The 24,708-nt window shown below is 40.4% G+C and carries 24 protein-coding genes and 1 riboswitch; of the genes, 2 read left to right on the plus strand and 22 right to left on the minus strand.

Going from position 1 to position 24,708, the window contains the following annotated elements; all coding sequences use genetic code 11:
• Positions 1-10 precede the first annotated feature (10 nt).
• The 11 genes from sleB to MHI35_RS10405 all read right to left on the minus strand — a co-directional run bounded on the left by sleB (position 11) and on the right by MHI35_RS10405 (position 10,468).
• Positions 11-922 (minus strand): spore cortex-lytic enzyme, encoded by a 912-nt coding sequence (gene sleB / locus MHI35_RS10355; RefSeq protein ID WP_335349453.1) that lies wholly within the window; start codon positions 920-922, stop codon positions 11-13.
• A gap of 131 nt (positions 923-1,053) precedes the next feature.
• Positions 1,054-1,710 carry a glutamic-type intramembrane protease PrsW gene (prsW, locus tag MHI35_RS10360; RefSeq protein ID WP_106049684.1) on the minus strand — a complete coding sequence of 219 codons (657 nt, stop codon included), beginning with the start codon at positions 1,708-1,710 and terminating at the stop codon, positions 1,054-1,056.
• 155 nt (positions 1,711-1,865) lie between these two features.
• Positions 1,866-2,837 carry a YpdA family putative bacillithiol disulfide reductase gene (locus MHI35_RS10365; RefSeq protein WP_335349452.1) on the minus strand — a complete coding sequence of 324 codons (972 nt, stop codon included), beginning with the start codon at positions 2,835-2,837 and terminating at the stop codon, positions 1,866-1,868.
• Positions 2,838-2,960: 123 nt separating this feature from the next.
• Positions 2,961-4,235, minus strand: coding sequence for a Glu/Leu/Phe/Val family dehydrogenase (locus tag MHI35_RS10370; protein WP_003215501.1), 1,275 nt, complete (start codon positions 4,233-4,235; stop codon positions 2,961-2,963).
• A 195-nt stretch (positions 4,236-4,430) separates the two neighbouring features.
• Positions 4,431-5,012, minus strand: a complete 582-nt coding sequence (locus MHI35_RS10375) for a genetic competence negative regulator (protein WP_003215601.1) — start codon at positions 5,010-5,012, stop codon at positions 4,431-4,433.
• 165 nt (positions 5,013-5,177) lie between these two features.
• A complete protein-coding gene (locus MHI35_RS10380) occupies positions 5,178-5,966 on the minus strand; it encodes a metallophosphoesterase (RefSeq protein WP_144521193.1) in 789 nt (262 codons plus the stop codon).
• Between the two features lie 87 nt (positions 5,967-6,053).
• Positions 6,054-6,506, minus strand: coding sequence for a DUF2663 family protein (locus MHI35_RS10385; RefSeq protein WP_211064247.1), 453 nt, complete (start codon positions 6,504-6,506; stop codon positions 6,054-6,056).
• A 64-nt stretch (positions 6,507-6,570) separates the two neighbouring features.
• A complete protein-coding gene (locus MHI35_RS10390) occupies positions 6,571-7,332 on the minus strand; it encodes a LysM peptidoglycan-binding domain-containing protein (protein WP_335349451.1) in 762 nt (253 codons plus the stop codon).
• Positions 7,277-7,918 (minus strand): CPBP family intramembrane glutamic endopeptidase, encoded by a 642-nt coding sequence (locus MHI35_RS10395; RefSeq protein ID WP_211064245.1) that lies wholly within the window; start codon positions 7,916-7,918, stop codon positions 7,277-7,279. The genes MHI35_RS10390 and MHI35_RS10395 overlap by 56 nt, the downstream gene beginning before the upstream one ends.
• Entirely contained in the window at positions 7,915-9,423 is a 1,509-nt protein-coding gene (locus tag MHI35_RS10400; protein WP_335349450.1) for a RecQ family ATP-dependent DNA helicase, read from the minus strand. Before MHI35_RS10400 ends, MHI35_RS10395 begins: the two co-directional genes overlap by 4 nt.
• Positions 9,416-10,468 carry a helix-turn-helix domain-containing protein gene (locus MHI35_RS10405; protein ID WP_335349449.1) on the minus strand — a complete coding sequence of 351 codons (1,053 nt, stop codon included), beginning with the start codon at positions 10,466-10,468 and terminating at the stop codon, positions 9,416-9,418. Before MHI35_RS10405 ends, MHI35_RS10400 begins: the two co-directional genes overlap by 8 nt.
• Positions 10,469-10,735: 267 nt before the next feature.
• Here MHI35_RS10405 and MHI35_RS10410 point away from each other — a divergent pair, with 267 nt between their 5' ends.
• Positions 10,736-10,984: a ferredoxin gene (locus MHI35_RS10410; protein WP_003215700.1), complete on the plus strand. Its 249-nt coding sequence runs from the start codon at positions 10,736-10,738 to the stop codon at positions 10,982-10,984.
• 102 nt (positions 10,985-11,086) lie between these two features.
• Here the strand turns inward: MHI35_RS10410 and MHI35_RS10415 are convergent, their stop codons facing one another.
• Both MHI35_RS10415 and MHI35_RS10420 read right to left on the minus strand, forming a co-directional pair.
• Positions 11,087-12,442: an IS1182-like element ISBpu1 family transposase gene (locus MHI35_RS10415; RefSeq protein ID WP_340992056.1), complete on the minus strand. Its 1,356-nt coding sequence runs from the start codon at positions 12,440-12,442 to the stop codon at positions 11,087-11,089.
• Positions 12,443-12,540: 98 nt separating this feature from the next.
• Positions 12,541-13,122, minus strand: coding sequence for an ECF transporter S component (locus MHI35_RS10420; RefSeq protein ID WP_335349781.1), 582 nt, complete (start codon positions 13,120-13,122; stop codon positions 12,541-12,543).
• Between the two features lie 144 nt (positions 13,123-13,266).
• Positions 13,267-13,398: riboswitch (FMN riboswitch) on the minus strand.
• A gap of 287 nt (positions 13,399-13,685) precedes the next feature.
• Here MHI35_RS10420 and serA point away from each other — a divergent pair.
• On the plus strand, positions 13,686-15,260 hold the full coding sequence (serA, locus tag MHI35_RS10425) for a phosphoglycerate dehydrogenase (protein WP_144521180.1): 1,575 nt from the start codon (positions 13,686-13,688) through the stop codon (positions 15,258-15,260).
• 35 nt (positions 15,261-15,295) lie between these two features.
• On the opposite strand, the gene MHI35_RS10430 is transcribed toward serA, so the two are convergent.
• From MHI35_RS10430 to rluB, 9 genes are all read right to left on the minus strand, one after another.
• On the minus strand, positions 15,296-15,940 hold the full coding sequence (locus MHI35_RS10430; RefSeq protein ID WP_144521178.1) for a M23 family metallopeptidase: 645 nt from the start codon (positions 15,938-15,940) through the stop codon (positions 15,296-15,298).
• Between the two features lie 100 nt (positions 15,941-16,040).
• A complete protein-coding gene (locus MHI35_RS10435) occupies positions 16,041-17,150 on the minus strand; it encodes a sigma X negative regulator (protein ID WP_144521176.1) in 1,110 nt (369 codons plus the stop codon).
• Positions 17,095-17,670: an RNA polymerase sigma factor SigX gene (gene sigX / locus MHI35_RS10440; protein ID WP_144521174.1), complete on the minus strand. Its 576-nt coding sequence runs from the start codon at positions 17,668-17,670 to the stop codon at positions 17,095-17,097. The genes MHI35_RS10435 and sigX overlap by 56 nt, the downstream gene beginning before the upstream one ends.
• A gap of 201 nt (positions 17,671-17,871) precedes the next feature.
• Positions 17,872-19,653: an ATP-binding protein gene (locus tag MHI35_RS10445; protein WP_211064230.1), complete on the minus strand. Its 1,782-nt coding sequence runs from the start codon at positions 19,651-19,653 to the stop codon at positions 17,872-17,874.
• Positions 19,650-20,372, minus strand: coding sequence for a response regulator transcription factor (locus MHI35_RS10450; RefSeq protein ID WP_012010420.1), 723 nt, complete (start codon positions 20,370-20,372; stop codon positions 19,650-19,652). Before MHI35_RS10450 ends, MHI35_RS10445 begins: the two co-directional genes overlap by 4 nt.
• A gap of 87 nt (positions 20,373-20,459) precedes the next feature.
• Complete coding sequence (ccsB, locus tag MHI35_RS10455; protein ID WP_211064229.1) at positions 20,460-21,638, minus strand: c-type cytochrome biogenesis protein CcsB; 1,179 nt, start codon at positions 21,636-21,638, stop codon at positions 20,460-20,462.
• Positions 21,622-23,301: a cytochrome c biogenesis protein ResB gene (gene resB / locus MHI35_RS10460; protein ID WP_335349780.1), complete on the minus strand. Its 1,680-nt coding sequence runs from the start codon at positions 23,299-23,301 to the stop codon at positions 21,622-21,624. Before resB ends, ccsB begins: the two co-directional genes overlap by 17 nt.
• A 1-nt stretch (position 23,302) precedes the next feature.
• Positions 23,303-23,833 (minus strand): thiol-disulfide oxidoreductase ResA, encoded by a 531-nt coding sequence (gene resA, locus MHI35_RS10465; protein WP_144521168.1) that lies wholly within the window; start codon positions 23,831-23,833, stop codon positions 23,303-23,305.
• 90 nt (positions 23,834-23,923) lie between these two features.
• Positions 23,924-24,658 carry a 23S rRNA pseudouridine(2605) synthase RluB gene (rluB, locus tag MHI35_RS10470; RefSeq protein WP_144521166.1) on the minus strand — a complete coding sequence of 245 codons (735 nt, stop codon included), beginning with the start codon at positions 24,656-24,658 and terminating at the stop codon, positions 23,924-23,926.
• Between the last annotated feature and the right edge of the window lie 50 nt (positions 24,659-24,708).

The following is a 24,708-nucleotide window of genomic DNA, read 5'->3' on the forward strand; positions in this document are numbered from 1 at the left end:
ACACCTCTTTCTATTCGCAGAAAATATGTTTCCCAATGCGTTTAATTTGTGGTCTTCCCCAAATCCATGGACTAGTGGCCGTATCAGGATTAAAGTAATAGACGGCACTCTCAGATGGGTCCCAGCCGTTAATGGCATCAAACACAGCCTTTTTTGCAGTTTCATTAGGTGACATATAAAATTGACCATCCGCCACAGCTGTAAACGCAAGCGGTTCAAAAATAACACCTGCGATTGTATTTGGAAAAGTCGAGTTGTTCAAACGGTTTAAGATGACAGCAGCGATCGCCACCTGTCCTTCATAAGGCTCGCCTCTTGCTTCACTATAAACCGCTTGTGATAAGAGCTGAATATCATTACTAGAAAAACCACCTGGCATGTTGGCTGCCGTTTGTTTCGGAGTTTGATTTGCTTGCTGATTGCCTGACTGTTTCGCAGACTTTCCAGATGCGCCACTTTTACTTTTTTGATTCTCTTTTGCACCTTGGGCTGTCTTTTTTTGTGAGCTTCTTTTCGCAGGAGCTTTTGTTTGCTGGTCAAGAGGTTTCCCGCCATAATGGGTAAACTCATTCCCCTTTTGCAGCTGCTGCTGAACAAAGTCTTTATAGTATTTTGTCTTTTGAACTAATAGGTTTTTTGTTTGTTTACCTACAAGTCCATCGACCTTCTTTACACCATATTGGCTCTGAAAGTTGCGAACGGCCCAGTACGTCCCCCAGCCATATACACCATCAATTTTGCCATTATAAAAGCCATTGTATTGAAGTCGTGCTTGAAGCTCGACTACATCTTCTCCTGTTGCACCACGCTGGATGACTTGACTGGTGAAGGCTTCACTTTTTTCAGCTGTCATCAGTGAAGTTGCGAGTAGAACGATTGAGAAGATAAGGACGATTTGTTTTATGAAACGAGCTTTGTCCATATTTGATCCTCCTGTACTTTTGATGTTTGAATATATATTTCTTCCAATCCCTATTTTTATACATTCATCACAGGAGAGAATTGGATGAAAGACAAAAAAACGCCCTATCAACTGATAAGACGTTTTCTACATTAAATTTGCACCATTTTCACGGAACGAGCCTTTTTTGCTTTTCGCAGGCCAAACCACCATAAAAAAATCATGAATGGCAGCATGATATATCCCCAATTTTTCATCCCTAACAAAATGAAATCATAAAGGCCGTGAAAAAGCACAGGAAGCGTTAAAGAAAGGATCAGCCACTTGCGTTGCTCCTTTTTATCAGAGAAGCGAGCTTTGCCGATATAAAATCCCATCACAACACCGAATAAAGCATGACTTGAGACGGGTAATAAAGCACGGGTGAAGGCATATTCGACTCCGTGACCGACCAAATAAAGAATATTTTCAAGTGTTGCGAAACCAAGTGAGACACTTGTTCCATATACAATCCCATCATAGTGTTCATCAAATTGTGCATGTGCATAGACACTGACCATTAAAATAAACCATTTTAAAGATTCCTCTAAGAAGCCCGACGTCACAAATGAAATCAAGATAGGGTTCGTTGCGATATGCTCCTCTTGAAGGACATATTGAATAAACATGGTTGGAAACACAAGTATAACGCCTAGCATAAAAGATCTGATGACCATGTGAACCGGCTCATTGTCGTACTGATCTTTCAAATAAAAATAACTTAAAAGTGCGATGCCGGGAGCTAATCCTGCTGAGATGATTGCGATCATAACCAGACCTCTTTCCCTACATTATCCTTCATTATCGTACCATGATTTACCCTTTTTTTATATGTCTCGAGCCCATTTTTATGAAATTCACTTTCTATATAATCCCATTTTATATCAAAAAGAACTGAATCCTTGAGAAGGATCCAGTTCTTTTTTTATCTCTTCATTCTTTTGTTGATTTCTTCTGCAATGAGCCCCCCATGAAATCTCCCATTTTCAATGAAAATTTCATTGGCATTATTTCCAGCTGCGATCACTCCTGCGATGAAAATACCTTCTACATTTGTCTCCATCGTCTGTTCATCAAACGCTGGACGGCCTGATTCTTGATCAATTGTCACTCCCATTTTTTCTAAGAAAGAATGATCTGGATGATAGCCTGTCATGGCAAAAACATAATCACTTTTCACTCGCTCTGTTTGCTCTTGCTGATTTGTAAAAATCACTTCTTCTTCTGTGATTTCTTTCACCTGCGCTCCAAACTCCATTCGTATCGTTCCATTCCGCACAAGTGCTTCAAACTCTGGCAAAATCCAAGGTTTGATGCTAGATGAATATTCAGTGCCTCGATACAGTACAGTGACTCTGCTTCCGCATTTCACAAGTTCTAGCGCAGCATCGACACTTGAGTTTTTCCCACCGATCACCGTGACATCTTTATCAAAGTATGGGTGTCCTTCTTTAAAATAATGATACACATGTGGAAGGTTTTCACCTTTGACATTCATATAGTTTGGATGATCATAGTAGCCAGTCGCAATCACGACATAATCACATACATAATCGTCTTTAGATGTGCTCACGGTAAAATGACCGTCTTTTTTCGTCACAGCGTTCACTTTTTCAAAGGCATGTACACGCAGGCTTTTTCTTCTGACTACTTCTCGATAATAAGAAAGTGCCTGGATACGAACGGGCTTGCGATTTTCAGTAATAAAAGCGACATCACCAATCTCAAGCTTTTCACTTGAACTGAAAAAGGTTTGATGTGTTGGATAATGATAAATACTATTGACGACATTCCCCTTTTCAATGACAAGTGCATCAATGCCGATTTGCTTGAATGCGATGGCAGCTGATAGTCCGCATGGGCCGCCTCCGATTATGATCGCTTTTTCTTGTTTCATTTGTTCCACTCCTGTCGTTTCAATGCAATAACAATTGCTAGCTGTTTCATGAGTTGTTCCATTCCATAAAAAAATCTCCTATTTAAGGATAGGAGATTTTAAGGCGCGATGCAAATGAGCCGCTTAAATCCAGCCTCTGAATCGAGAAGCTTCAGCCATTTTACGTACGCCGACCATATATGCAGCAAGACGCATATCGATGCGGCGATTTTGCGCCATTTCATAAATATTATTAAATGATTTCACCATCATATCTTCTAAACGAGTTTCGACTTCCTCTTCGGTCCAGTAGAACCCTTGGTTATTCTGTACCCATTCAAAGTAAGAAACCGTTACACCACCCGCACTCGCAAGTACGTCTGGGACAAGCAGTACTCCACGATCTGAAAGAATTTTTGTTCCTTCAAGTGTCGTTGGACCATTCGCTGCTTCTACGACAATTTTAGCTTTAATGTTTGCCGCGTTATCTTCAGTGATCTGGTTCTCAATGGCTGCAGGTACTAAGATATCACAATCGAGCTCAAGCAGCTCTTGGTTTGTGATGGTATCATTAAATAATTTAGTAACAGTTCCAAAGCTGTCACGTCGGTCAAGCAAGTAGTCAATATCAAGACCATCTTCATCGTATAATCCGCCGTAAGCATCTGAAATCCCTACGATTTTCGCTCCAGCATCATACATGAATTTAGCCAAATAGCTTCCTGCATTTCCGAACCCCTGTACGACAACACGTGCCCCGTTTATGTCAATTCCTTTTTTCTTCGCCGCTTCTTTGATGCAGATCGTCACACCTTTTGCTGTTGCAGTATCACGTCCGTGTGACCCTCCAAGAACAATTGGTTTTCCTGTAATAAATCCTGGCGAGTTAAATTCATCCATTCTAGAATATTCGTCCATCATCCATGCCATAATTTGAGAGTTTGTAAACACATCTGGTGCTGGTACATCTTTCGTTGGACCAACGATTTGACTGATTGCGCGAACATAGCCGCGACTTAGTTTTTCAAGCTCTCTAAATGACATTTCTCTTGGATCACAGATAATACCGCCTTTTCCTCCGCCATAAGGAAGATCCACAATTCCACATTTTAAACTCATCCAAATTGAAAGCGCTTTTACTTCTTTTTCAGTAACGTTCGGGTGGAAACGAATACCGCCTTTTGTCGGTCCAACAGCATCATTGTGCTGCGCGCGGTAACCAGTAAAAATCTTCACTGATCCATCATCCATCCGTACTGGAATTTTCACAGTTAATAGACGAATTGGCTCCTTCAGCAATTCATACACTTCTTGCGGATACCCTAATTTGTCTAGCGCTTTATGTATGACGGTTTGAGTTGACTTTAAAACATCTAGCTTATCTTCTGCGTTATGAGCGGCGTTTTGATCGGCTGCCATTAAAATAAACCCCCTAGAAATCTTTCATGATCTACTGCTCCCTTTCAAGCAATAGTATACACCTTCGTACTGGTAAAGCAAAGGTAAAAAACGTTTTTTATCAAAATAAAATATCAGCGTTTATAAATATAAAAAGGATATAAAAAAATACTGTTGTTTCATCACAACAGTATTAAATATAATAGAAAAAAGTGATTAAAAATACATTTGGATCGTTTTCACTGCATCATCTTGCATGATCACTTTTCCGTATTCTTTTAGCCGATGGATCGTTAATGTCGTAGGAGAACCGAACTCCGCTAAAATGGAAATGACGGTATCAGCTGATAGTTCTTCAAAATCATCTAGGCTGAGAAAATATTGACCTTCATAATGGTAAACTGTACCGCCTAAAAGTCCAATACGACTTAAACTATGGGACAGTTGAATCACATCTTCAAATGAGGCAAATTGATAGAGCACATGATGACTCTCGTCGAGCTTGACTTGCATCTCAATGTAATCTTCATCAAACTCATCATCATCAGCATCATCTTGCTGACTCTTTGTGACAATGACGACCATCCCCTGCGCCTGAAGTGAAAATACTTCAACAGCAATCGGTCCACTCGCTTCAAAACCGAGCTCTTGATTCGCTTCGTTCATCATGTCTTTAAACAGTTGATGGACTTTGAACGAATCTTTCCAAAGGTCTTCTTTCGTAAGACCCCGGTCTGTCAGGTCATCTAGTGTGAGAAAAATTTTGATTTTATTATAATTCAGACGCTCCAGTCGCATAACGTTCCCTCCTGCCTCTTCTAAACACACATCATACTGTAGTATATGAGATGATGAGTCATAGGTTCTTAATTTTGTATTCAGTTTACACTGTGTCAAGACGGAAGACAAGCATGAAGCTATGCTTACGGTGACTTTTATGGAAAATATTGAGGGCGCAGCCAGTCATCGCGTTTTGACAGGCATTAAATAGATCAGATGGGTTTCTGGCTCTGCCCCGAGACGCATTGGAATCTTCGTTGTCCCATAGCCATTACTAATGAGAAAAAATGCGCCTTTTACCTGACCTGTTCTTCCTTTTTCATACGGACCAAATTTCCCAATTCGGATCTGACCTCCATGCGTATGACCGCTCAAAACAAGGTTGATCCCCTCATCTTCACTCATTAAATGATGTACATCTGGGTTGTGTGATAAGAGAATATTTACATCACCTTTCGCAAACTCAGGTCGTATCGCTTCATAATCCGCCTTTTCAAGTCGAATATCATCGATGCCTCCAATTTTGATTGGTTGGCCTTCGAAATCCCACACTGCCGTTTCATTTTGCAGAGTCGTCACATCAAAAGCATGAAGAATATCTTTAAGCTTTTGCTGGTGCAACTCGTGATCATTATTTCCCCAAACAAAATAAACGGGCGCAATTCTTGATAAACGTTTCACATTTTCTTCAATTCTAGCGTAGGGTACACCTTTTTCTGCTAAGTCCCCGCCTATCATAATGACATCCGGTTTTTCTTGTGTGACCTCTGCTAATAATGAGTCACTAATCAGCCGCCGGTGTGTATCAGAAATGAAGAAAATCACTGCTGGTCGATCTGATTGAAGTGCTTCTATTGTAAAGTAATGCTTTTTGATGTTGTTTTGTTTTGCCGTTTTCACCATTTTTGCCGTTACACACACACCTGTTGTAACAGCCGCAATGGCGGCGGTAAATCCGATGGCATATTTCATCATAAATGGCTCCCTTGCATATGTGTCGTTCATAAGACGCTTGAATGAAAAAAGACGTTTCAACTATTAAAACGTCTTTTTACGCATTTATTTACTTTCATAATAGAGATTAATGTCATATTGCTGGTGCATATAGTGAAAAACCGCTTCACGCTCTTTCCACTGGTCTGATTGCGGCCATAAGTCTGTGCTTTTTTGTATAATCTCACATCTGAGGCGATGATATTCATCCTCAGCCTTTTCTTCTTTTTTCTTATAGTAATAAGAAGCATAAAAAGCAAACACCTCAGCCATGATCCAAAATAGAAAGACCTCATGACCGAGCAGTGTTGCAATCATCGCTTCTGGCTGAAGAGAGCCTCCCTTATTTGCCGTTATCACAAAATAAAACAAAAGAATGCCCAGTGACAAAAGGGCTGTCCATTGCCACCTTTTACACTGCCTAGCAAAGCCTTCATATTTGTGCTTTCTTTTGATCAACGTTTCCATCATTTTCTTTGTCGGCTGATCCATATAGCGGCTGATTGCGTGCAAAGTCATCACATACACCCTGTCCCTTTTTTCTACATATGTATGTGCTTTTTCATTTGTTCATGTCAGGTAATTAGTTTTCCAATGGAATGTTGAGTACTTGACCACTGTATACACTGTTCCCATTTAAATGATTATAGGCTTTTATTTTCTCTTCACCTGATCGGCTTTTGTAATATTTCATCGAGATTCGATACAGGTTTTCCTCTGGTCCAACAGTGTGCTGCACGACACGAACTGGCTTTTCTTCCTGCTTCTTTTTCTCCTCGGCTTCTTTTCGTTTTTTCTCTTCTTGCTGTTTTTGGAGGGCTAGCTGCTGCTGTTCACGCTTTTTCGCAGCTGCGGCTTTTTCACGCTCTTCTTTCTCTTTTGCAGCTTTTTCTTTTTTCTTCTGCTCTGCTTTTTCTTTTGAACGCTGCTTTTCTTTTTCTTCATCTTTCTTTTTCTTCTCTTCATCAGACGCATCCGCTTTATCAGCGTTTGCGTCATTTTTTGTTTCGGCTAGTGCTGATGGAACTGGGTCTGTGTCGGCACTTGAGGTTTTATCAATGTATACATCTTGATTGTTGTTATCATTTATTTCCTTTGATGTGTAGTAGATCAATAGAAAGAAAACAGTGATGACGATAATAGGAAAGATAATAGCCAATGTCGTAAACAAAGGATTGCGCACTTTTTTCGTACGCTGCTTCTTATATTCATGAAAGTCTTCTCGTGTAGGAAAGTGAGAGTCATCAGAAGGATGTACTTTGTCTTCAAGAATTTCCTCTACATTGTCGTCATGGTTGTTTGTGAGTTGCTCCTTCTTTCTCTGCATTCTCGACATTTCTTCCATGTTCATCCCTCCCCTTATATTTCAAACGAATTTGACAAGCAAAGACTAAATCAATGACAAAATGTGTCATAACAGGAACAAATAGATTCCCCGTCCACTCGTATAAAAGTCCTAAAAAAATACTAATGGAAACCACGAGGATAAACAAGAGTATTTTTGATAAATAGCGAAAGTGAAGAAGTGCAAACACGATGCTGGCAATCTCTAGCCCAAATTGTTGTTGAACAATTCCGCGAAATAGTATTTCCTCTGAAAAGGCAATGAGAAGTGCTAACCAAACAATATGCGGGATGCTTCGGTTTTTGAACATCTTTTCATTTAAACCGCCATCATCATACATATGAGCGGGAAACACCTTCATGACAATTGCATCTACAATAATGACGAGCAACGCACCGCCAATTCCATAAGTCAGAATGCGCATATCATGAATCTGCCAAAGGGATGTAAAATCTGTCCATTGATCGAACATAAATATGCCTAGTAAAAAAGAAACGATAAGCATAAGTAGCTGCGTGAAATACAGCTGTTCTACGACTTGTCGATCGGTTAATTTTTCAATGATTCGGCGATGTTGTTCTATCAATGCTGCGCCTCTTTTGTCAGATGAAATATACGATCCAGCACAGTCTTCCAGTGTTTCATTTCATTCAGCTCCAATGATTGTTCTTTTTTTTCATAATCAGACAGATTCAGTCCGCAAGAAGAGCAGCAATCGTCAGAGCATGCACGCTCTGCTTGATCAAGCTGTTCGTGAAAGTATGATAACAGAGATTGTCTAAAGCAGTCATGATCCATGATCCGCTCTTTAAATTGCCACACCTTTCTCAGCTTTTCTGTTTGTCTGTCCTGTAATTTTTCTTTTAGATTTATAAGGATTGCCGGGCGCTGCTTGGACTCATGCATCATGTAATAATGCGTCAGCATTCTTGCACGCGTCTCTTGAAGCCCTGTATCCATCAATCGTTCACGTAATTTTTTTTCATCATTTGTCTGCATTTGTGTCAGTTGTGCTAAGTAGAAATCAATTTCTGGATCGTCAAATCCTTCTGCTTGGATCAAGTGTTGCTGAATTTCTGCATCCTCTTCTGTATATAAAAGAATACTCACACTGTTTTTCCCGTCTCTTCCCGCTCTTCCAATCTCTTGCATAAATGCTTCAATCGATTGTGGCGGGCTCATATGAATGACAAATCGGATATTTGCTTTATCAATTCCCATGCCAAAAGCACTCGTACAGCAAATGAGATCAAGCTGACCGCTGATAAATTGCTGCTGAATCAGCATGCGGTCTCCTGCATCCATTCCGCCATGATAAAACTCAACTCGCTGATTGGTTTTTTGTTTCATACAGAGAGCAAGCTCTTCTGTCATTTGCCGAGTCGGGCAATAAATAATGCCTGGTCCTTGCAGAAAATCTACAAGCTCAATAGCCCGTCTCTCTTTTGCTTCTTTCGTTTCGTGCACTTCTTTGACTAAGGCAATGTTCGGGCGATTGACGGAATGAATATGAAAGTCTGGCTGCTGTAATCTTAACGTTTGCACAGTATCTTTTAGCGTTTGTTTCGTTGCTGTAGCTGTAAGAGCTAAAGCCACAGGATGACCTAACGCTTCTCTCCATTCTCCAAGCTTCGAATATTCAGGACGGAAATCATGCCCCCACTCTGATATACAATGCGCTTCATCGACAACAAACAGACCAATACGCATCGATTTGAGCTGTTCTAAGAGCACTTCTGACATCAATGCTTCAGGTGCGACGAATAGAAATTTATATGATGGCAAATGCCGAATGATATGTCGCCTTTCCTGAAAAGACAATGTACTATTAAGTGCCGCCACTCGTTTTTCTCCGCGCATTTTCATTCGTTCGACTTGGTCCTCCATTAGCGATAAAAGCGGCGAAATGATCAGAACTAACCCGTCTGTCATATAACCGGGAATTTGATAGCAAAGTGATTTTCCTCCACCAGTAGGCAGCATGGCCACCGTGTCTTTTTGATGCAGCACACTTCGAATAATGTCCTCTTGACCTGATTTAAATGTGCCATGGCCAAAGTATCGCATGAGCGTCTGATGAAGCTTATCCATTTGCTTTCACCATCCTTGTCAGTGCCAATCGTATTTGAAAATAAGTAAATGTATGCTCGAGTTTTTCTTTAATCAGCTTCATTTTATTTGTTTGCAGCTCTCTGGCTACAGCAAGAATTGCCTGCTGCTCTTCTATACTCACATATGGCTCTATTGAAAAGCTTGGCTCATGTATCGACAGCTCTACAATATGATCTTCAATCGTTGCCTTTTTTAATGAACGAATGTGAGCAATTTGTTCAATATCAAATCCTTTTTGGACAAGCTCTAGTGTTTTGTGAGTAGAAGTTGTTAACACGCGTTTAAATTCAAGATCACCTACGATTTGCTGCACAATCGGCGCTTCACCTTTTTGGGCAGATTGAATAAAATAATGGAGTACATTCCAAAAAAGCAGATACACATACCACACATCTTCTTTCATCCACTCCGCCATTTGCTGATACGTACGCCCGATTCGTTCATTTGAGGTCAATGAGTAAACAAAAATCAGTGCCTCTTGCTCACTAAGGTTCATCAGAAGTTTTTCTAGTTCATGATGTAGCTCTTCTGAAAGCTTGCTTTTCTGCTGATGCTGTTTCAAAAAAGATTTCGTCCAGCTTTGAACTGAGATATCTCTTTGTATTGGAACATATTGATGTGATCCAGCCATATGGTGAGAAAGCACTTGTACAAGTAAAGAGAGCCTCATCCATAGCATCTTTGCTTTATCATGATATTTGGCACCATGAAAATGAGCAGGCATCGGTTTTTCAGAAAAATGCTGGTGTAGCGTTCGCTGCCCTGCTTCAGTGATGCTGAGCGTCTCATCGCTCTTTCTAATGTAGTGCTTCTCTTCAAGCTTTAAAGCAGAACGATTCAGCTGATCCCTCGTAAACCCTGGGTAACAGCCGAAGTACCTGGAAAGCTCAAACAAGCTGGCATCCTGTATGGTTTGTGATGATTTTTTTCCTTTAAAAAGATGGTAGACAGCACTAATGGAGCGTTCTCCGTTCAATTTATATACGCTGTCCATTAACATGACATCCAAATAATGAAGAGTCATTCATCAAAGCACCTGTCTTCCTGACAAAATTCGAATATTTTCTCCCTTTATTTTAACAGATTTCATACAAGAAGAAATGTTTAAACTCAATTTATGGGGGAAAGTTATGAACAAACCCTTATGTGATAAGCATTCTCATTCACTTTACAGTTGAAATGTGAATTTAAAATCATTACAATAAGGTTTGAGGAAATTGTTTTTTATCGGTGAAACTAAACAGGTTAAACCATGTGTTCCATCGAACTATTTGGGAGGTATTTTTTTAACATGGCAAAATATACAATTGTAGACAAAGACACATGTATTGCTTGCGGCGCATGCGGTGCAGCTGCTCCAGACATTTATGATTATGATGATGAAGGCATTGCATTTGTTACGCTTGACGACAACCAAGGGACTGTAGAAGTTCCAGAAGTACTTGAAGAAGATATGCTTGATGCATTTGAAGGATGTCCAACTGACTCAATCAAAGTTGCGGATGAATCTTTCGAGGGTGACCCACTTAAGCATGAATAGTATAAAAGCCCCTTATGCAGGGGCTTCAGACCGTAGACAAACCCCACCTTTACTTCAAGTAAAAGTGGGGTTTTCACTTTTTTTGAAAAAACATCATGTGTTTTACGCTGGACATGGTACTTTCCATGTCCAGTTTGCTAGCTTTTTAAGGTTCATGGCAGCGAAAGTAAGCATCGCTTGCATTGAAACTTTTTTTAGTCCACGAAGTTTCGTCCAACGCATACCATGCTTTTCTTTTGCATCCGCAAAAACGCGTTCAATCGTTTCTTTCCGTTTTGCGTAGATGCTCTTATTTATTTCAGTAAGTCTCAGATTTTCTGCTTCATCTAGGTAATCCTGCCAAATATGCCGATGAATTTGTTTGGTGTGGTTTTGACTTTGGGTACAGTTATCTAAAAACGAGCAGGACTTACATACTTCTGAATCGGACGCATATTGCTTATAACCTTCTCTAGTCGTTGTACGATAAGAGAGAATTTGCCCGTTGGGGCAAATGTAACAATCAAAATATGCATCGTATACGTATTCATTCTTTTTCAAATAACCAGCTTTTGTTCTTGGACGAGTGTATGGCATGACAGGTCTTATCTCTTGATCCATTAAGAACTTAGCGATGTAAGGTGTTTTATATCCCGCATCTACTGCGACTACATTTGGTTTTCCGACTTTCTCTGTCACCTTTGATACGAGTGAATCCAACATACGACTATCATGAACATTTCCGCCTGTGACCAGCGAGCCTAAAATAAATCCTTTTGAATCACAAGCTGTATGAAATGAATAAGCAAATGACTTTTCACGTTCATCCTTTACATAATAGCCACTCTCTGGGTCAGTTGTACTGACTTTCATTTCTTTTTTCTTCTCTTTATTCTGTAGGGGTAACGGCTTTTTTCCATGTTCCTCACGATCAACATTGATCTCCTCATGAAGCTGATTTTGATAACTTCTCGTCTCTACCCGAACGATTTTCTTTTCAAGTTTTTTCTTATTGGCATTCGCTTTGACATGAGTGGAATCAATAAAGGCAATAGACGGGTCAACGAACCCTTTTTTCATCGCTTCTCTTAAGATTCGGTAAAAAATTTCTTCAAATAAATCTGTATCGTGGAAGCGTCTCACGTAGTTTTTACCGAAGGTAGAAAAGTGCGGAATTTTCTCCGAAAACCCATATCCAATAAACCAACGATAAGCCACGTTGGTTTCAATTTCTTTAATGGTTTGACGCATAGAGCGAATACCAAATAGATATTGGATTAAGACCATCTTAATGAGAACAACAGGATCAACACTTGGTCTACCATTATCAGAACTATAATGATCTTTGACAAGATCATAAATGAAGTCGAAATCGATTGCTTGTTCAATTTTCCGCACAAGATGATCTTCAGGCACTAATTCATCTAAAGCCACTACTTCTAATTGATTTCTTCTTTCTTCTTCACGTTTCGATAACATGTTTATCCCCCACAGATTATTGTTATTACCCTTATTATACAAAAAAGCTTGTAGACTTTGTCTACAAGCTGAAGCCCCTTAATGGGGCTTTTTTTATATTAACTATTTTGAAGTTGGCGTTTATTTTCAAACCATGGACGCATTTTCACAAAAATGAAGCTAAATACGATGGTAATGATGATTCCTTTAATAAAGTTAAAAGGTAAAATCCCTGCTGTAATGGTGGTCTTGAGCGCATGATCTGATAGTTCCGGTGCGTTTAAAAACCATGTGTAAGCTGGCAGGAATAAAAAGTAATTTAAAATGCTCATCATCACAGTCATAAGTAATGTACCCATGATCATTGACCAAGCCATTCCTTTTGCTGATTTAATTTTTTTGAACATAAAGGCGACTGGTAAGATGAATAGTGTGCCTGCAATGAAGTTCGCGACTTGCCCAACTGGAACGCCGGACATACTGCCTTGAATGAGATAATGCAGAACATTTTTTAATGCCTCAACGGCAATTCCTGCACCTGGCCCATAAATTAAAATCGCAATAATCGCTGGGATATCGCTGAAATCAATTTTCAAATACGCTGGAAGCCCTGGGAAAGGGAAATCCAATAAAATTAACACAAATGAAATACTGCTAAGCATACTGGTGACAACTAAACGTTTTACTTTACTTTGATTCAATATTCTCTCTCCTTTTCGATCAAATCTAACGAAAAGAGGATTGTTCAATTTCAGCCACAAAAAAACCGCTCATGAAAACAGGAGCGGGGAATTTAGGCTAGACAAATAAACGTGTGAAAAATCCAGTTTTCAACGTTTACGAACCTCCATCTTCTCCCATCCAGACTATACTGTCGGCTTCGGAATCACACCGAATCCTGCCAAAAAAGGCTCGCGGGCTTAGAGACTACGCTCATCACCGCCGGTAGGGAATTGCACCCTGCCCCGAAGATTGATCATTATTCAATTCGACATCATTATATATGATATATGAGCATTTGTACAGATAAAAATCCTGAGCAATTTCATCAGTTTTAAGAAATCGTAAAAAACTTAAAAATTATAATGACAAATGCGAAAAAATTGGTTATCTTTTGTTTAAAGGTGTCCATTCTTTATAAAGACACCAAGAAATGTTCGTGTTTTCTTTTTCGCTTTACTGCTTTAATTTGATTGACACAGTGAAAAGGAATATGGTAAATTATCAGATATTTATGACGTTTATTTTAGGAGGAAATCTTACGATGTTTCGAGTATTAGTCTCAGATAAGATGAGCAATGATGGTCTTTTACCACTTTTAGAATCTGATTTTGTAGAAATTGTCCAAAAAAATGTAACAGAAGCAGAAGATGAATTACACACATTTGATGCCTTACTTGTCAGAAGTGCGACGAAAGTGACCAAAGAGCTTTATGAAAAAATGACTTCATTAAAAATTGTCGGCCGTGCTGGTGTGGGAGTAGACAATATTGATATTGATGAAGCAACCAAGCATGGCGTCATTGTGATCAATGCACCAAACGGTAATACGATCTCCACAGCTGAGCATACATTTGCGATGATCTCTTCGCTTATGCGTCATATTCCACAAGCCAACATTTCTGTGAAATCAAAAGAATGGAACAGAGGTGCATATGTTGGGGCTGAGCTTTATGGAAAATCTCTTGGGATTGTTGGACTTGGTAGAATCGGCAGCGAAATCGCCCAACGCGCAAGAGCATTCGGTATGACAGTCAACGTATTTGATCCTTTTCTGACAAAGGAACGTGCAGAAAAAATCGGTGTCAACGCCAAATCACTTGATGAAGTACTTGAAGTATCAGATATTATCACTGTACATACCCCGTTAACAAAAGAAACAAGAGGACTTCTCAATAAAGAAACTATTGCAAAAACAAAAAAAGGCGTTCGCCTAGTGAACTGTGCACGCGGTGGTATCATTGATGAGCGTGACCTTCTTGAAGCGCTTGAAAGCGGTCATGTTGCAGGAGCTGCACTCGATGTATTTGAAGTAGAACCTCCTACTGATAATCCGCTTGTAGACCATCCGCTCGTCATTGCAACTCCGCATCTTGGCGCATCAACGAAGGAAGCACAATTAAATGTAGCGGCGCAAGTATCTGAAGAAGTACTTCAATTTGCAAAAGGACTCCCTGTGATGTCATCTATTAACCTACCAGCGATGACAAAAGACGAGTTCAAAAAAATTCAGCCTTATCATCAGTTTGCAGGAAAACTCGGACGTCTTGTCTCTCAATCAATGAGAGAACCAGTAAAAGAAGTAGGCATCTCTTACGAAGGCTCTATTTCAAAACTCGAAACATCCTTTATTACCAAAAGTCTTCTGTCAGGCTTTTTAAAAGAGCGTGTTGATTCGACTGTAAATGAAGTCAATGCTGGAATGGTGGCAAAAGAACGCGGCATTAGCTTTAGTGAAAAGATTTCTTCCAGCGAATCTGGTTACGAAAACAGCATTTCTATTGAAGTCAAAGGCGACCTTTCAACCTTTACTCTTAAAGCAACTTATATCCCGCATTTAGGAGAACGCGTTGTTTCCATTAATGGATTTAATATTGATTTTTATCCTGACGGACACCTTGTCTACATCCAGCATACCGATGCACCTGGTGTGATTGGAAAGGTTGGACAAATTTTAGGCGACCATGATGTCAACATTGCGACAATGCAAGTAGGACGTAAAGAAAAAGGCGGCGAAGCCATCATGATGCTTTCTTTCGACAAGCATCTTGAGGACAAAATTGTCAAAGAATTAACCGAAGTGCACGATATACTTTCTGTCCGTCTGATCGACCTATAAAAAATCAAAATAAACCTCATGCAAATGCATGAGGTTTATTTTTTTGAAATCATTAAACGATCTCCCGTTCTGATGAGATGAGTGGTCAGCTCATTGATCTGTTTCAATTGCTCCACAGACATCTCATGCGCCTTTGCAATTGACCAAAGGGTATCTCCTTGTTTAATGAGGTATGTATTGTTCTCTTGTCCGTTTACATGTAGAGCCGGCTCTTGGAAGCGATCCATTGCAATGATTGTGAGTGGATCTACCGCATCCTCTTTGCTGACTGACCAATGACCCCTGTGCACCTCAAAATGCAAATGAGTGCCTCTAGACGCCCCTGTGTTACCAATAATGCCGATCGGCTGTCCTGCTTCTACATGGTCACCCTTTTTAACAAAACGCTCGTGTAAATGGGCATAGACGGTTTCATATCCATTTGGATGCTGGATAAACACAACCTCGCCATATGTAGCAGATACATACGAACGCGAGATCTTACCTTCACTTGCAGCAAAGATGGATTCTCCTTCTGGTGCAGCTATATCTAATCCCATGTGCGAGCCGCCTCTTGTCCCAAACAAATCTGTGACTTCTCCTTTTATCGGCTCCACCCATTCGCTTGTTTCTTTTGCATGAGCAACAGGCGAAAAGATCATCAAAAAACAGCTGGCACATATGAAGCAATACCTTTTCATCAGTGACTCCCCTTCTTTGAGGTTCTTTTTATGACAGCTTAGTATACAGCAAGGAAGCTATTTTCTATACATCAAAAAAGAACGCAATTTCTCGCGTCCTTTAACGGTCTTTTATGACAACTGGATTCGGCAGAGCCGGCACCTCTATCGGTTCTTCTAATTCATATGGACCAACTTGATCTGTTCCCGCCTGTTGAATGGTAACCTCTGTAAAACCAAAATCTTTCGCTGAGAGCAGCAGACCTTCAATGAGTAAAATATGATCATTTGAGTCCGATAATTGCGCTGATGCTCCAAACGTAATGGTCACCTGTTTTCCTTTAGATGTCACTTCTTTAATCGGTTCATCTTTAATTAATGGATCAAGTCCTGCATCACTTGTACGCTTCATCGCTTCTACCGCATCTTCATACGATGAATAGTGCGTTTTTGAAGGCACCAAAAAAGTCCCGCTCTTATTCTCTAAAACATAATAAGCGTGCTTTGTTTGTTTTTCAATCGATATCGTTCCAACACTCCCATTTGCTCCTAGTTGAAGATGAGAACCTTTGGCTGTCTTGACCTGCACCTGCTTATATTTGCTCCATTTTAGCGTTTCTTTTACCATATCTTTAAACCGGTTGGCTTCTTTTAACGTATCTAGGGACAAATCACTTTTTAATTGAAAAATAAGTGTATCTCCCTTTTCGCGAAGATCCACCATATCTATATAAGATTGAAGAGGTTTTGTCATTTCAGGCAGTCGCACCTGTTCATATGTGTTCATCATATTCTGCAAATGATCATACTCATCCTCTTTTTCAATGCTAATTGGAACCACTTGAGAGGTCGATTCATCTATGTATGCAATGGTCATATACTTTTGCTGCTGATTACGAGAAACGACGTGTGAGGGTCCATCAGTCTGTTTGACCGCTTCTAATGTGGCGTTCACCTGGCTTTTGTCAGCACTTGAATCCATTTTCATTTGCTGATGGTGATCTTGAGCAACCTGCTGAAATAAATGAGGAGAAATTAAAAACGCCATAAATAAAACCACAACGGTTGCGACCGCTGGACCGATCCATTTGGCACTTTTCTTTTTCTGCCTGCTTGTCATCAGCATCTGCTGGTATATTTGCTTAGATGAACGGTTGTCCTCCACCTTTGGAAGCTCACTTAGTAACACCTTGATTCGTTCTTCGCTCCAATCGGACCTGTTCGTTTTCATTCACTAGCTCCTCCTTCAAAAGCTCCATATGTTTTCGGAGCACTTTCAGGCCTCGGTGCTGCGTTGTTTTGACTTTGCTTTCCGAGAACTTTAGCGCCTTTGCCGTCTCCATGATTGAGTAGCCTTGAATAAATCTTAAAATGATGACAGCTCGTTGATCAATCGTGCACTGATCAAGTGCGGCATAGATTTCTTTTACATTTTCATCCTGTACAGCTAGTTCGTCTGGGAGTAAGTCTGGGTCCTTTACATCCTGCTTATCCCAATCAAACGTGCCGAGTACCCGTTGCCTAATGGTTTGCTGTTTGCGAAACCAATCAATTGCCACATGCCTCGCAATTGAAAACAGCCATGTTTTCTCGCTGCTTCTTCCTTCAAAAGTTTTATATGAGTGAAGTACCCGAATGTAAACCTCCTGAACGAGATCCTCTGCCTGATTTTTATCTTTAACCATATAAAATAAAAACTGGTACAAATCTTGATGGTACGAATCATATATTTTTTGAAAGGTTTCATGCATAGGAAACCCCTCCGTTCACTTATTTTTGTCGAGTGACTCTTACAAAACGTTACATTACAACTTTATGACAAATATATTACAAGTTCGACAATTTGGAAAGGGCTTTTTGTTTAACTTCTCCTTAAAAATATGAAAATAAAAAAACACTTCTTTTTCTTTCGAAAAGAAGTGTTTCTCATGTAACAAGATTCTTCGTCAGGATTAGACGAGTTCCTGCTTTTTTCTCGGAATATAAAAGGTAAAGTGTGTACCAGTACCTGCTTTGCTATGTGCATGAATGGAGCCTTGATGTGCTTCTACGATGTTCTTCACAATTGCAAGACCAAGTCCAGTTCCAGAACGCCCTCTTGTTCTTGCCTTATCCGCTTTATAGAAACGTTCGAAAATAAATGGCAGATCCTCTTCTGGGATTCCGCTTCCTGAATCTTTCACATCCATTTTCAAACCGCTTTCCACCGATTGAACCGAGAAGTGAACCTCTCCGCCCTCTGGTGTATGACGAATGGCGTTATCAATGAGATTCGTAAACACCTGCTCCATCTTATCCGGATCAAGCACAAAGTGCGGTTCATCCACTTGAATATCATATGTGAGATCAACTTGCTTTTCTTTTGCTATACCAAGAAACTTGCGGTAAATCTTCTCGGTCAGCTCTTCTGTATCCGTTGATTCAAGATTCAGTGTAATATGGCCAGCTTCCATTCTCGCTAGGTCTAGAAGATCATTTACAAGACGTCCCATTCGAAGCGATTCGTCGTAAATAATTTGCGCAATCTCTTTCTTTTCCTCTTCTGAGCCTGCGATATCATCTACAATCGCCTCACTATACCCTTGAAGCATAGCAATTGGAGTACGAAGTTCATGACTGACATTGGCAATGAAGTCTTTTCTCAGCTTATCAAGTCTTCGTTCCTCTGTCATATCACGAAGGACCGCAACTGCTCCTCTAACGTCCTGCTGATTATAAAGCGGAGACATGAGAAGAACCCAAGTGCGCCCTTGCAGTGTGACTTCGATCATTTGCTCTTTTTCCGTGCTGACGGCTGTATGAAACAGTTCTCGAGCTTCTGGAGGTAGTTCATCTCCATCTTTGATCTTCATATTTTGCTCGTAATACCATGCCTGCAAGAATCGCTCTGCAGGAGGATTCGTCATGAGGATCGTTCCATCAATATTGATGGTGATGACCCCATCTGCCATACTGCTTAAGATGTTGGATAAATGTTCTTTTTCTTGATTTAGGGCTGTGATATGAAATGTAAGTTGCTTGCCCATTTGATTAAAGGCGATGGCCAGTTCTCCAATTTCGTCTTGCGTTAATATCGGAATCTTTGTATCAAATTTCCCTTTCGCCAGATCCTGTGCTCCCTCTTTCATCTTTCTAAGAGGATAGGTGACACGTGTTGATAAGAAGAAAGCGAAAATAGTGGTCAGAACTATTGCAATTCCGGCTGCTAGGAAGATATAACGCGTCGTATGTTTTGTTGTTTGTTCTACTGCGAGTAATGATTGAGAAAGAAAGACCATGCCTTTTTTACCGTTGGCCTCGAATGGAACACCGACGACAATTCGTTCATCTTTATGGTTGCCTGCATTTGGTTCTGCACGTTTACTGATTTTTTTACGATCTTTTAGTGCTTGATTCAAATCAACGTCTGCTTCAATTTGTTTCTTTGTAATCGCAGGAAGCTTCCCGTCTTTTTCAGACGAATACCACTCTAGCCCGTCCTCTTGGATAATTGCAATACTCGTCAATTTGTCAGCAAGTTCTGATGTGATCGACCTTGCGAGCGATTGATCGTCATGGCTTTCTAAAATGACTGCCACTTTATTTGCCATCTGCGTTAAATCTGACTTTGCTTCTTCTACATGGTAATTTTCAATAAACTCTAAAAGAAGCACGGTTAAAATAGATAAAACGATTAGGACGAGAAAGAGAATGGTTAACCATAGCTTTCCAACGACACTTTTCCACAGTTTCATTCAGCGCCGACCTCAAATTTGTACCCGACACCCCATACTGTCACGATTTTTTTCGCAGCTTCTGGTGACACTTTATTCAGCTTTTCTCGAAGTCGTTTGACGTGGGTATCGACTGTTCTCAAATCTCCAAAGAATTCATACTGCCATACTTCTTTTAACAGCTTCTCTCTGTCATAAACCTTATCCGGTGTTTTCGCAAGGAAATATAAAAGCTCATATTCCTTCGGCGTGAGACTGACTTCTTTGCCATCAGCTGTTACTCTATGCGCATCGTGGTCAATTGAAAGATGAGAAAACACAAGTACATCTTTTGTTGTTGTCCCAGTATTGAGATAAGACGTTTGAGAAGATCTTCTGAGCAATGCCTTCACACGTAAAACAACTTCACGCGGGCTAAAAGGCTTCACGATGTAGTCATCCGTTCCTGCCTCAAACCCTTGCACGCGGTTGGCTTCTTCTCCTTTTGCCGTCAGCATAATGATTGGAGTCGCTTTTTTGTCTCGAATTTGATTACACACTTCGATCCCATCTGTGCCAGGCATCATTAAATCGAGCAAAATGAGGTCATAATCTGATTGGAGTCCTTTTTGAATGGCCTCATCTCCATTTTCAGCTTCATCGATTTCATAATTTTCACGCTCTAAATACATTTTTAAAAGGCGGCGAATTCTTGCCTCATCATCTACGACTAATATTTTCGTTTGAGTTGTGTGTTCCATTAGACAATCCTCCTGCTTTCTCCGTTGTTACATTCATTTTAACAAAAAGCCGAATCGATTCATAAAAAGTTGGCCTTTTTCATGTGATTACGCGTATGAATGAAGCCCTGCAATCACAAGATTGACAAAGATGAGATTAAACATAATGATGGCGAATCCAATGACAGCTAACCAAGCGGACTTTTCGCCATGCCAGCCCCTTGATAAGCGAAGATGAAGGTATGCTGCATAAAAGAGAAACGTAATTAATGCCCATACTTCCTTCGGGTCCCAGCCCCAGAACCGAGTCCATGCAATTTGCGCCCAGATCATTGCAAAAATGAGCCCACCTAATGCAAATACAGGGAAACCAATGGAAACAGCTCTGTATCCAATTTCATCGACTAAATCTAGGTTTACCTGTTTCACGAGCGGTTGAAGCAGAGCACTCAGTCGTTTGCGAATGATCAAGCGAATCAGTCCATACAAGATCAGCCCAGTGCCGAATGACCATAACACCGTATTGACCTTTCTTCCTGAAAAAACAGGCGGCAAATCAACAAACGGTTCCAAACGATCTTGCGTCACAAGCTCCCCTTTATGAGGCCCTACTAGAGCTGGCAGCTCATAGACCATCTCACTTTCCTCTTTATTTTTATCCACCCAATTAAATTTTGCTTCGTATCCTGTCATTCTAAAGATTGACGTGACAGCGATAAATGCCAGTGTCACAACAATCATAAACATGACGAGCTCTAAACCAAATGTCTTCTTCCCTGGCTTAGTTTGATCGACATGCTTTAATAAGAAAATGACGCCTGCCACAAAGCTGATCGCTAAAATAGCTTGCCCTAGTGCTGCTGTTGTCACATGAATATAAAGCCAATTACTTTGTAATGAAGGAATTAGCGGTGATATATCAGATGGGAACATACTTGCATAGGCAATAATCAATAAAGCGATTGGAAGTGTAAATAACCCAAGTACAGACACTTGATACACAAAATATAAAATGATGAATGCAAGCACAAGCATCATGCCAAAAGCCGTTGTGAATTCAAATAAATTACTGACTGGTGCATGACCAGACGCCATCCACCTTGAAATAAAGTAGCCAAATTGACTTAAAAAACCAATGATGGTAAGCGTAATGCCGATAAGTGCCGCCTTATTCCTACGCGGTCCATCAACTTTCTTTTTTCCTTTAATGGCACCACCAAAAAAAGGAACTGCCGCTAAATACAATAGAAAAGCTGCAAATAACAGGTTTTCACTGACTGCTGCCATCTAATCCTTCCCCCTTGCTTTTGCTGATACTTGTTGTATCAGGCAGTTCTTTTTGATCAACTGGCTGTTTAATGCCACTGTCACTTATGATCACGCCAAGATCAGACTTTAAGCCAAACCAGTTTTTGTTTGTATGTCCTGCCACGAATACTTTTCCATCCCTTGCAGACAGCCAAATTCTTCTATGCTGCCAATACATCCCCTGTACGACACCAATCATGAAGATGATCCCGCCTACGATGAGCACCCCAAGAGTTAAATCTTTTCTCACCGTCAATCCCGTGACGTTTTTCGTTTCCACTCGATCAAACTTCATTTTATATAAGTTATTATCCGAGCCCTCTACTGTCTCTTGAATCGCCACAAAGCTTTTTTCACCTTTAGGCTTTTCAGGAGAAACCATTTCAAACACGAAAGCAGGATTATTCGGATTCCTTGTCTTCGTACTCGGCGTTCCATCATCGTCAAAATAAAAATCAGGGAGATAGCTCATCACTTTAACTTTGTAACCGCTACCAAGATCATATTCTGACTTAGGCTCCAGCAGATTAATCTTCACTGTTCCGAAAGATTTTTCTGTATCTTTACGAATCAGCTGAAAGACCATTTGATCGAGTTCGTTTTGTTTAAAATCCACTTGATATAATGAGAAATGATCAAACTTGAGCGGTTCGTTCACTTTGATATCGTGTTCTGTTACCTGCTTCAGTTTGGGCTTTTCACCAAACACAACTTCCCCTTCACGCTTGTATAAAGTGGCATCGGTTTTATAACTTTTCACTACTTGACCGTCGCCAGCTCTTTCAATCGCATTCTCAAACACTTCTTTTTCATTTCCAGTTTCATAGCGGTCAATCGAAAACGCATTATTTCTCAAAAAATATTGACCATCTGTGCCTGGAATTGGGGCAGTTTCACCCTCTCTAACCCACAGCGTTTCATCCACATACATGCCTGGGACAAAGCGGAGCATTGATCCAATGAGAAAGATGATTAATCCAATGTGATTGACGTATGGGCCCCAGCGTGAGAAGCGGCCTTTTTCCGCTAAAATATGTCCGTTTTCTTCTCGTACCCGGTAACGCTTTTGTTTCATTGCTTTCATGATGCCTTCATATGTATGCTGATCTAACGTTTTGTCTGTCTCACTGAACAGACGCTGTCTTCTCATAAAGCCTTCTTTTTTGATAACCCCTTGGTTTTTAAGTGCTCGATAAAGAGGGATAACCCGGTCGAGACTGCAAATGACAAGGGAGATTCCGATGGATGCGACTAAAGCTAAAAACCACCAAGAATTATAAAGATCATGGAATCCAAGTGTGTAGTACAGCTTACCAAACGATCCATATTGTTCTTCATAATAGGTGGAAGCAGATGCACCTGGTGGAATAAATCGCTCCTGCGGAAAAATCGTTCCTAATGAGGAAGCAAGTAGTGTAATGACAATCAGCCACACACCCACCTTAACGGAAGAAAAAAAGTTCCATACTTTATCAACAATCGTTTTGTTGTATGTTTGCGAGCGTCTCGCACTGCCGTCATATCTCATATCAAGCAGCTTTGAAGAGTTTTTCTCTTTAGCTGCAATAGGATTCCCGCACGACTCACATAAAACAGTACCGATTGGATTAATATGTCCACACTCGCATTTTACCTCTTTCATTCTATGACCCCTTTGGTTTAATCAAATTCATATATTCATAGACATTACGTTCTGTCATGGTTCCCTTTATGACTTTGATTACCTTGCCTTCAGGATTAATTAAAAATGTGGTTGGCAGCGGCGTAATATCATATGCCTCTGTCACTTGACGATCTTTGTCCATGGCAACAGGAAAATTAACGCCATAGGACTCCATAAAATTCTTCACGGCAATATTGGATTCCCCAACATTCACTGCAACAATTTCCACACCGCGATCCTTGAACACTTCATATTGATTTGCCATGTAAGGGAATTCTTGTTTACATGGACCACACCAGGTCCCCCAAAAATTAAGAAAGACACCTTTGCCTTTTAAGTCCTTTAATTCAACCCGATCCCCATCCACAGATTGAAGGACAAAGTTTGGCGCAATAGATCCTTCTTTGACCCGATCCTGTTTGGCAAAAACTGAGTTATACATGGTATAACATAGTGCAGCAAGCATCACGAGGAGAATGCCCGTCCGTATGAAAAACCGTCTTTTTTTCATCTGAAGTACCCCTTCCCCATAGACATTCAGGTAAATTATAGCATTCTCCTTCTTTTGATGCTTCTTCATTTTTTGAAGTTTATGTGAAAATTAAAAAGCGCTTTTTCCGTGATCCGCAATCGCTCTCAGACGCTTCACTTCATGTGGAGACAATTCTCTGCGGTCTCCTGGTCTCATGCCTTCAATATGAAGGAACGCATATTGCTCTCTTTTTAGCTTTAACACATCATGACCGATCGCTTCAAACATGCGTCGCACTTGTCTGTTTCTGCCTTCATGAATGGTTAATTGGACAATACACGTTTGCTTTCGTTTATCAATCGAAAGCATTTTGGCACGGGCAGGTGCAGTTTTTTTATGATCTAGCATAATCCCTTTTTCTAACTTTCTAATCAATTCCTTTGATGGGATTCCTTTTAGCTTCGCTGCATATGTTTTATCAATTTCGTATTTCGGATGCATGAGCTTATGGGCAAACTCCCCGTCATTTGTAATTAAAATCAAACCGCTCGTATCATAATCTAACCGGCCGATTGGGTAAAGTCTCTTCGGGACGTCATCAAAGAAATCTGTGACAACCTTACGTCCTTTATCATCCTCGGCAGCTGAAATGACCCCGCGCGGTTTATAAAGCATAAAGTAAACCGGTTCTTCTCTTTCAAGCTTTAATCCGTTGACTTCAATTTTATCTGAAGAGCCCACTTTTACTCCGAGCTCAGTCACTGTTTGACCATTAACGGTAACTCGTCCTTCTTTAATTAATTCTTCTGCCTTTCGCCTTGAAGCCACGCCGGCATGTGCAATTACTTTCTGTAAACGTTCCATTTTGTCTTTCACCTCATGTACTATCTTACTTGCTTGACTTAAAACAAACA

It is taken from the genome of Bacillus sp. FSL K6-3459, assembly GCF_038003305.1.
GTDB lineage: Bacteria > Bacillota > Bacilli > Bacillales > Bacillaceae > Bacillus > Bacillus pumilus_O.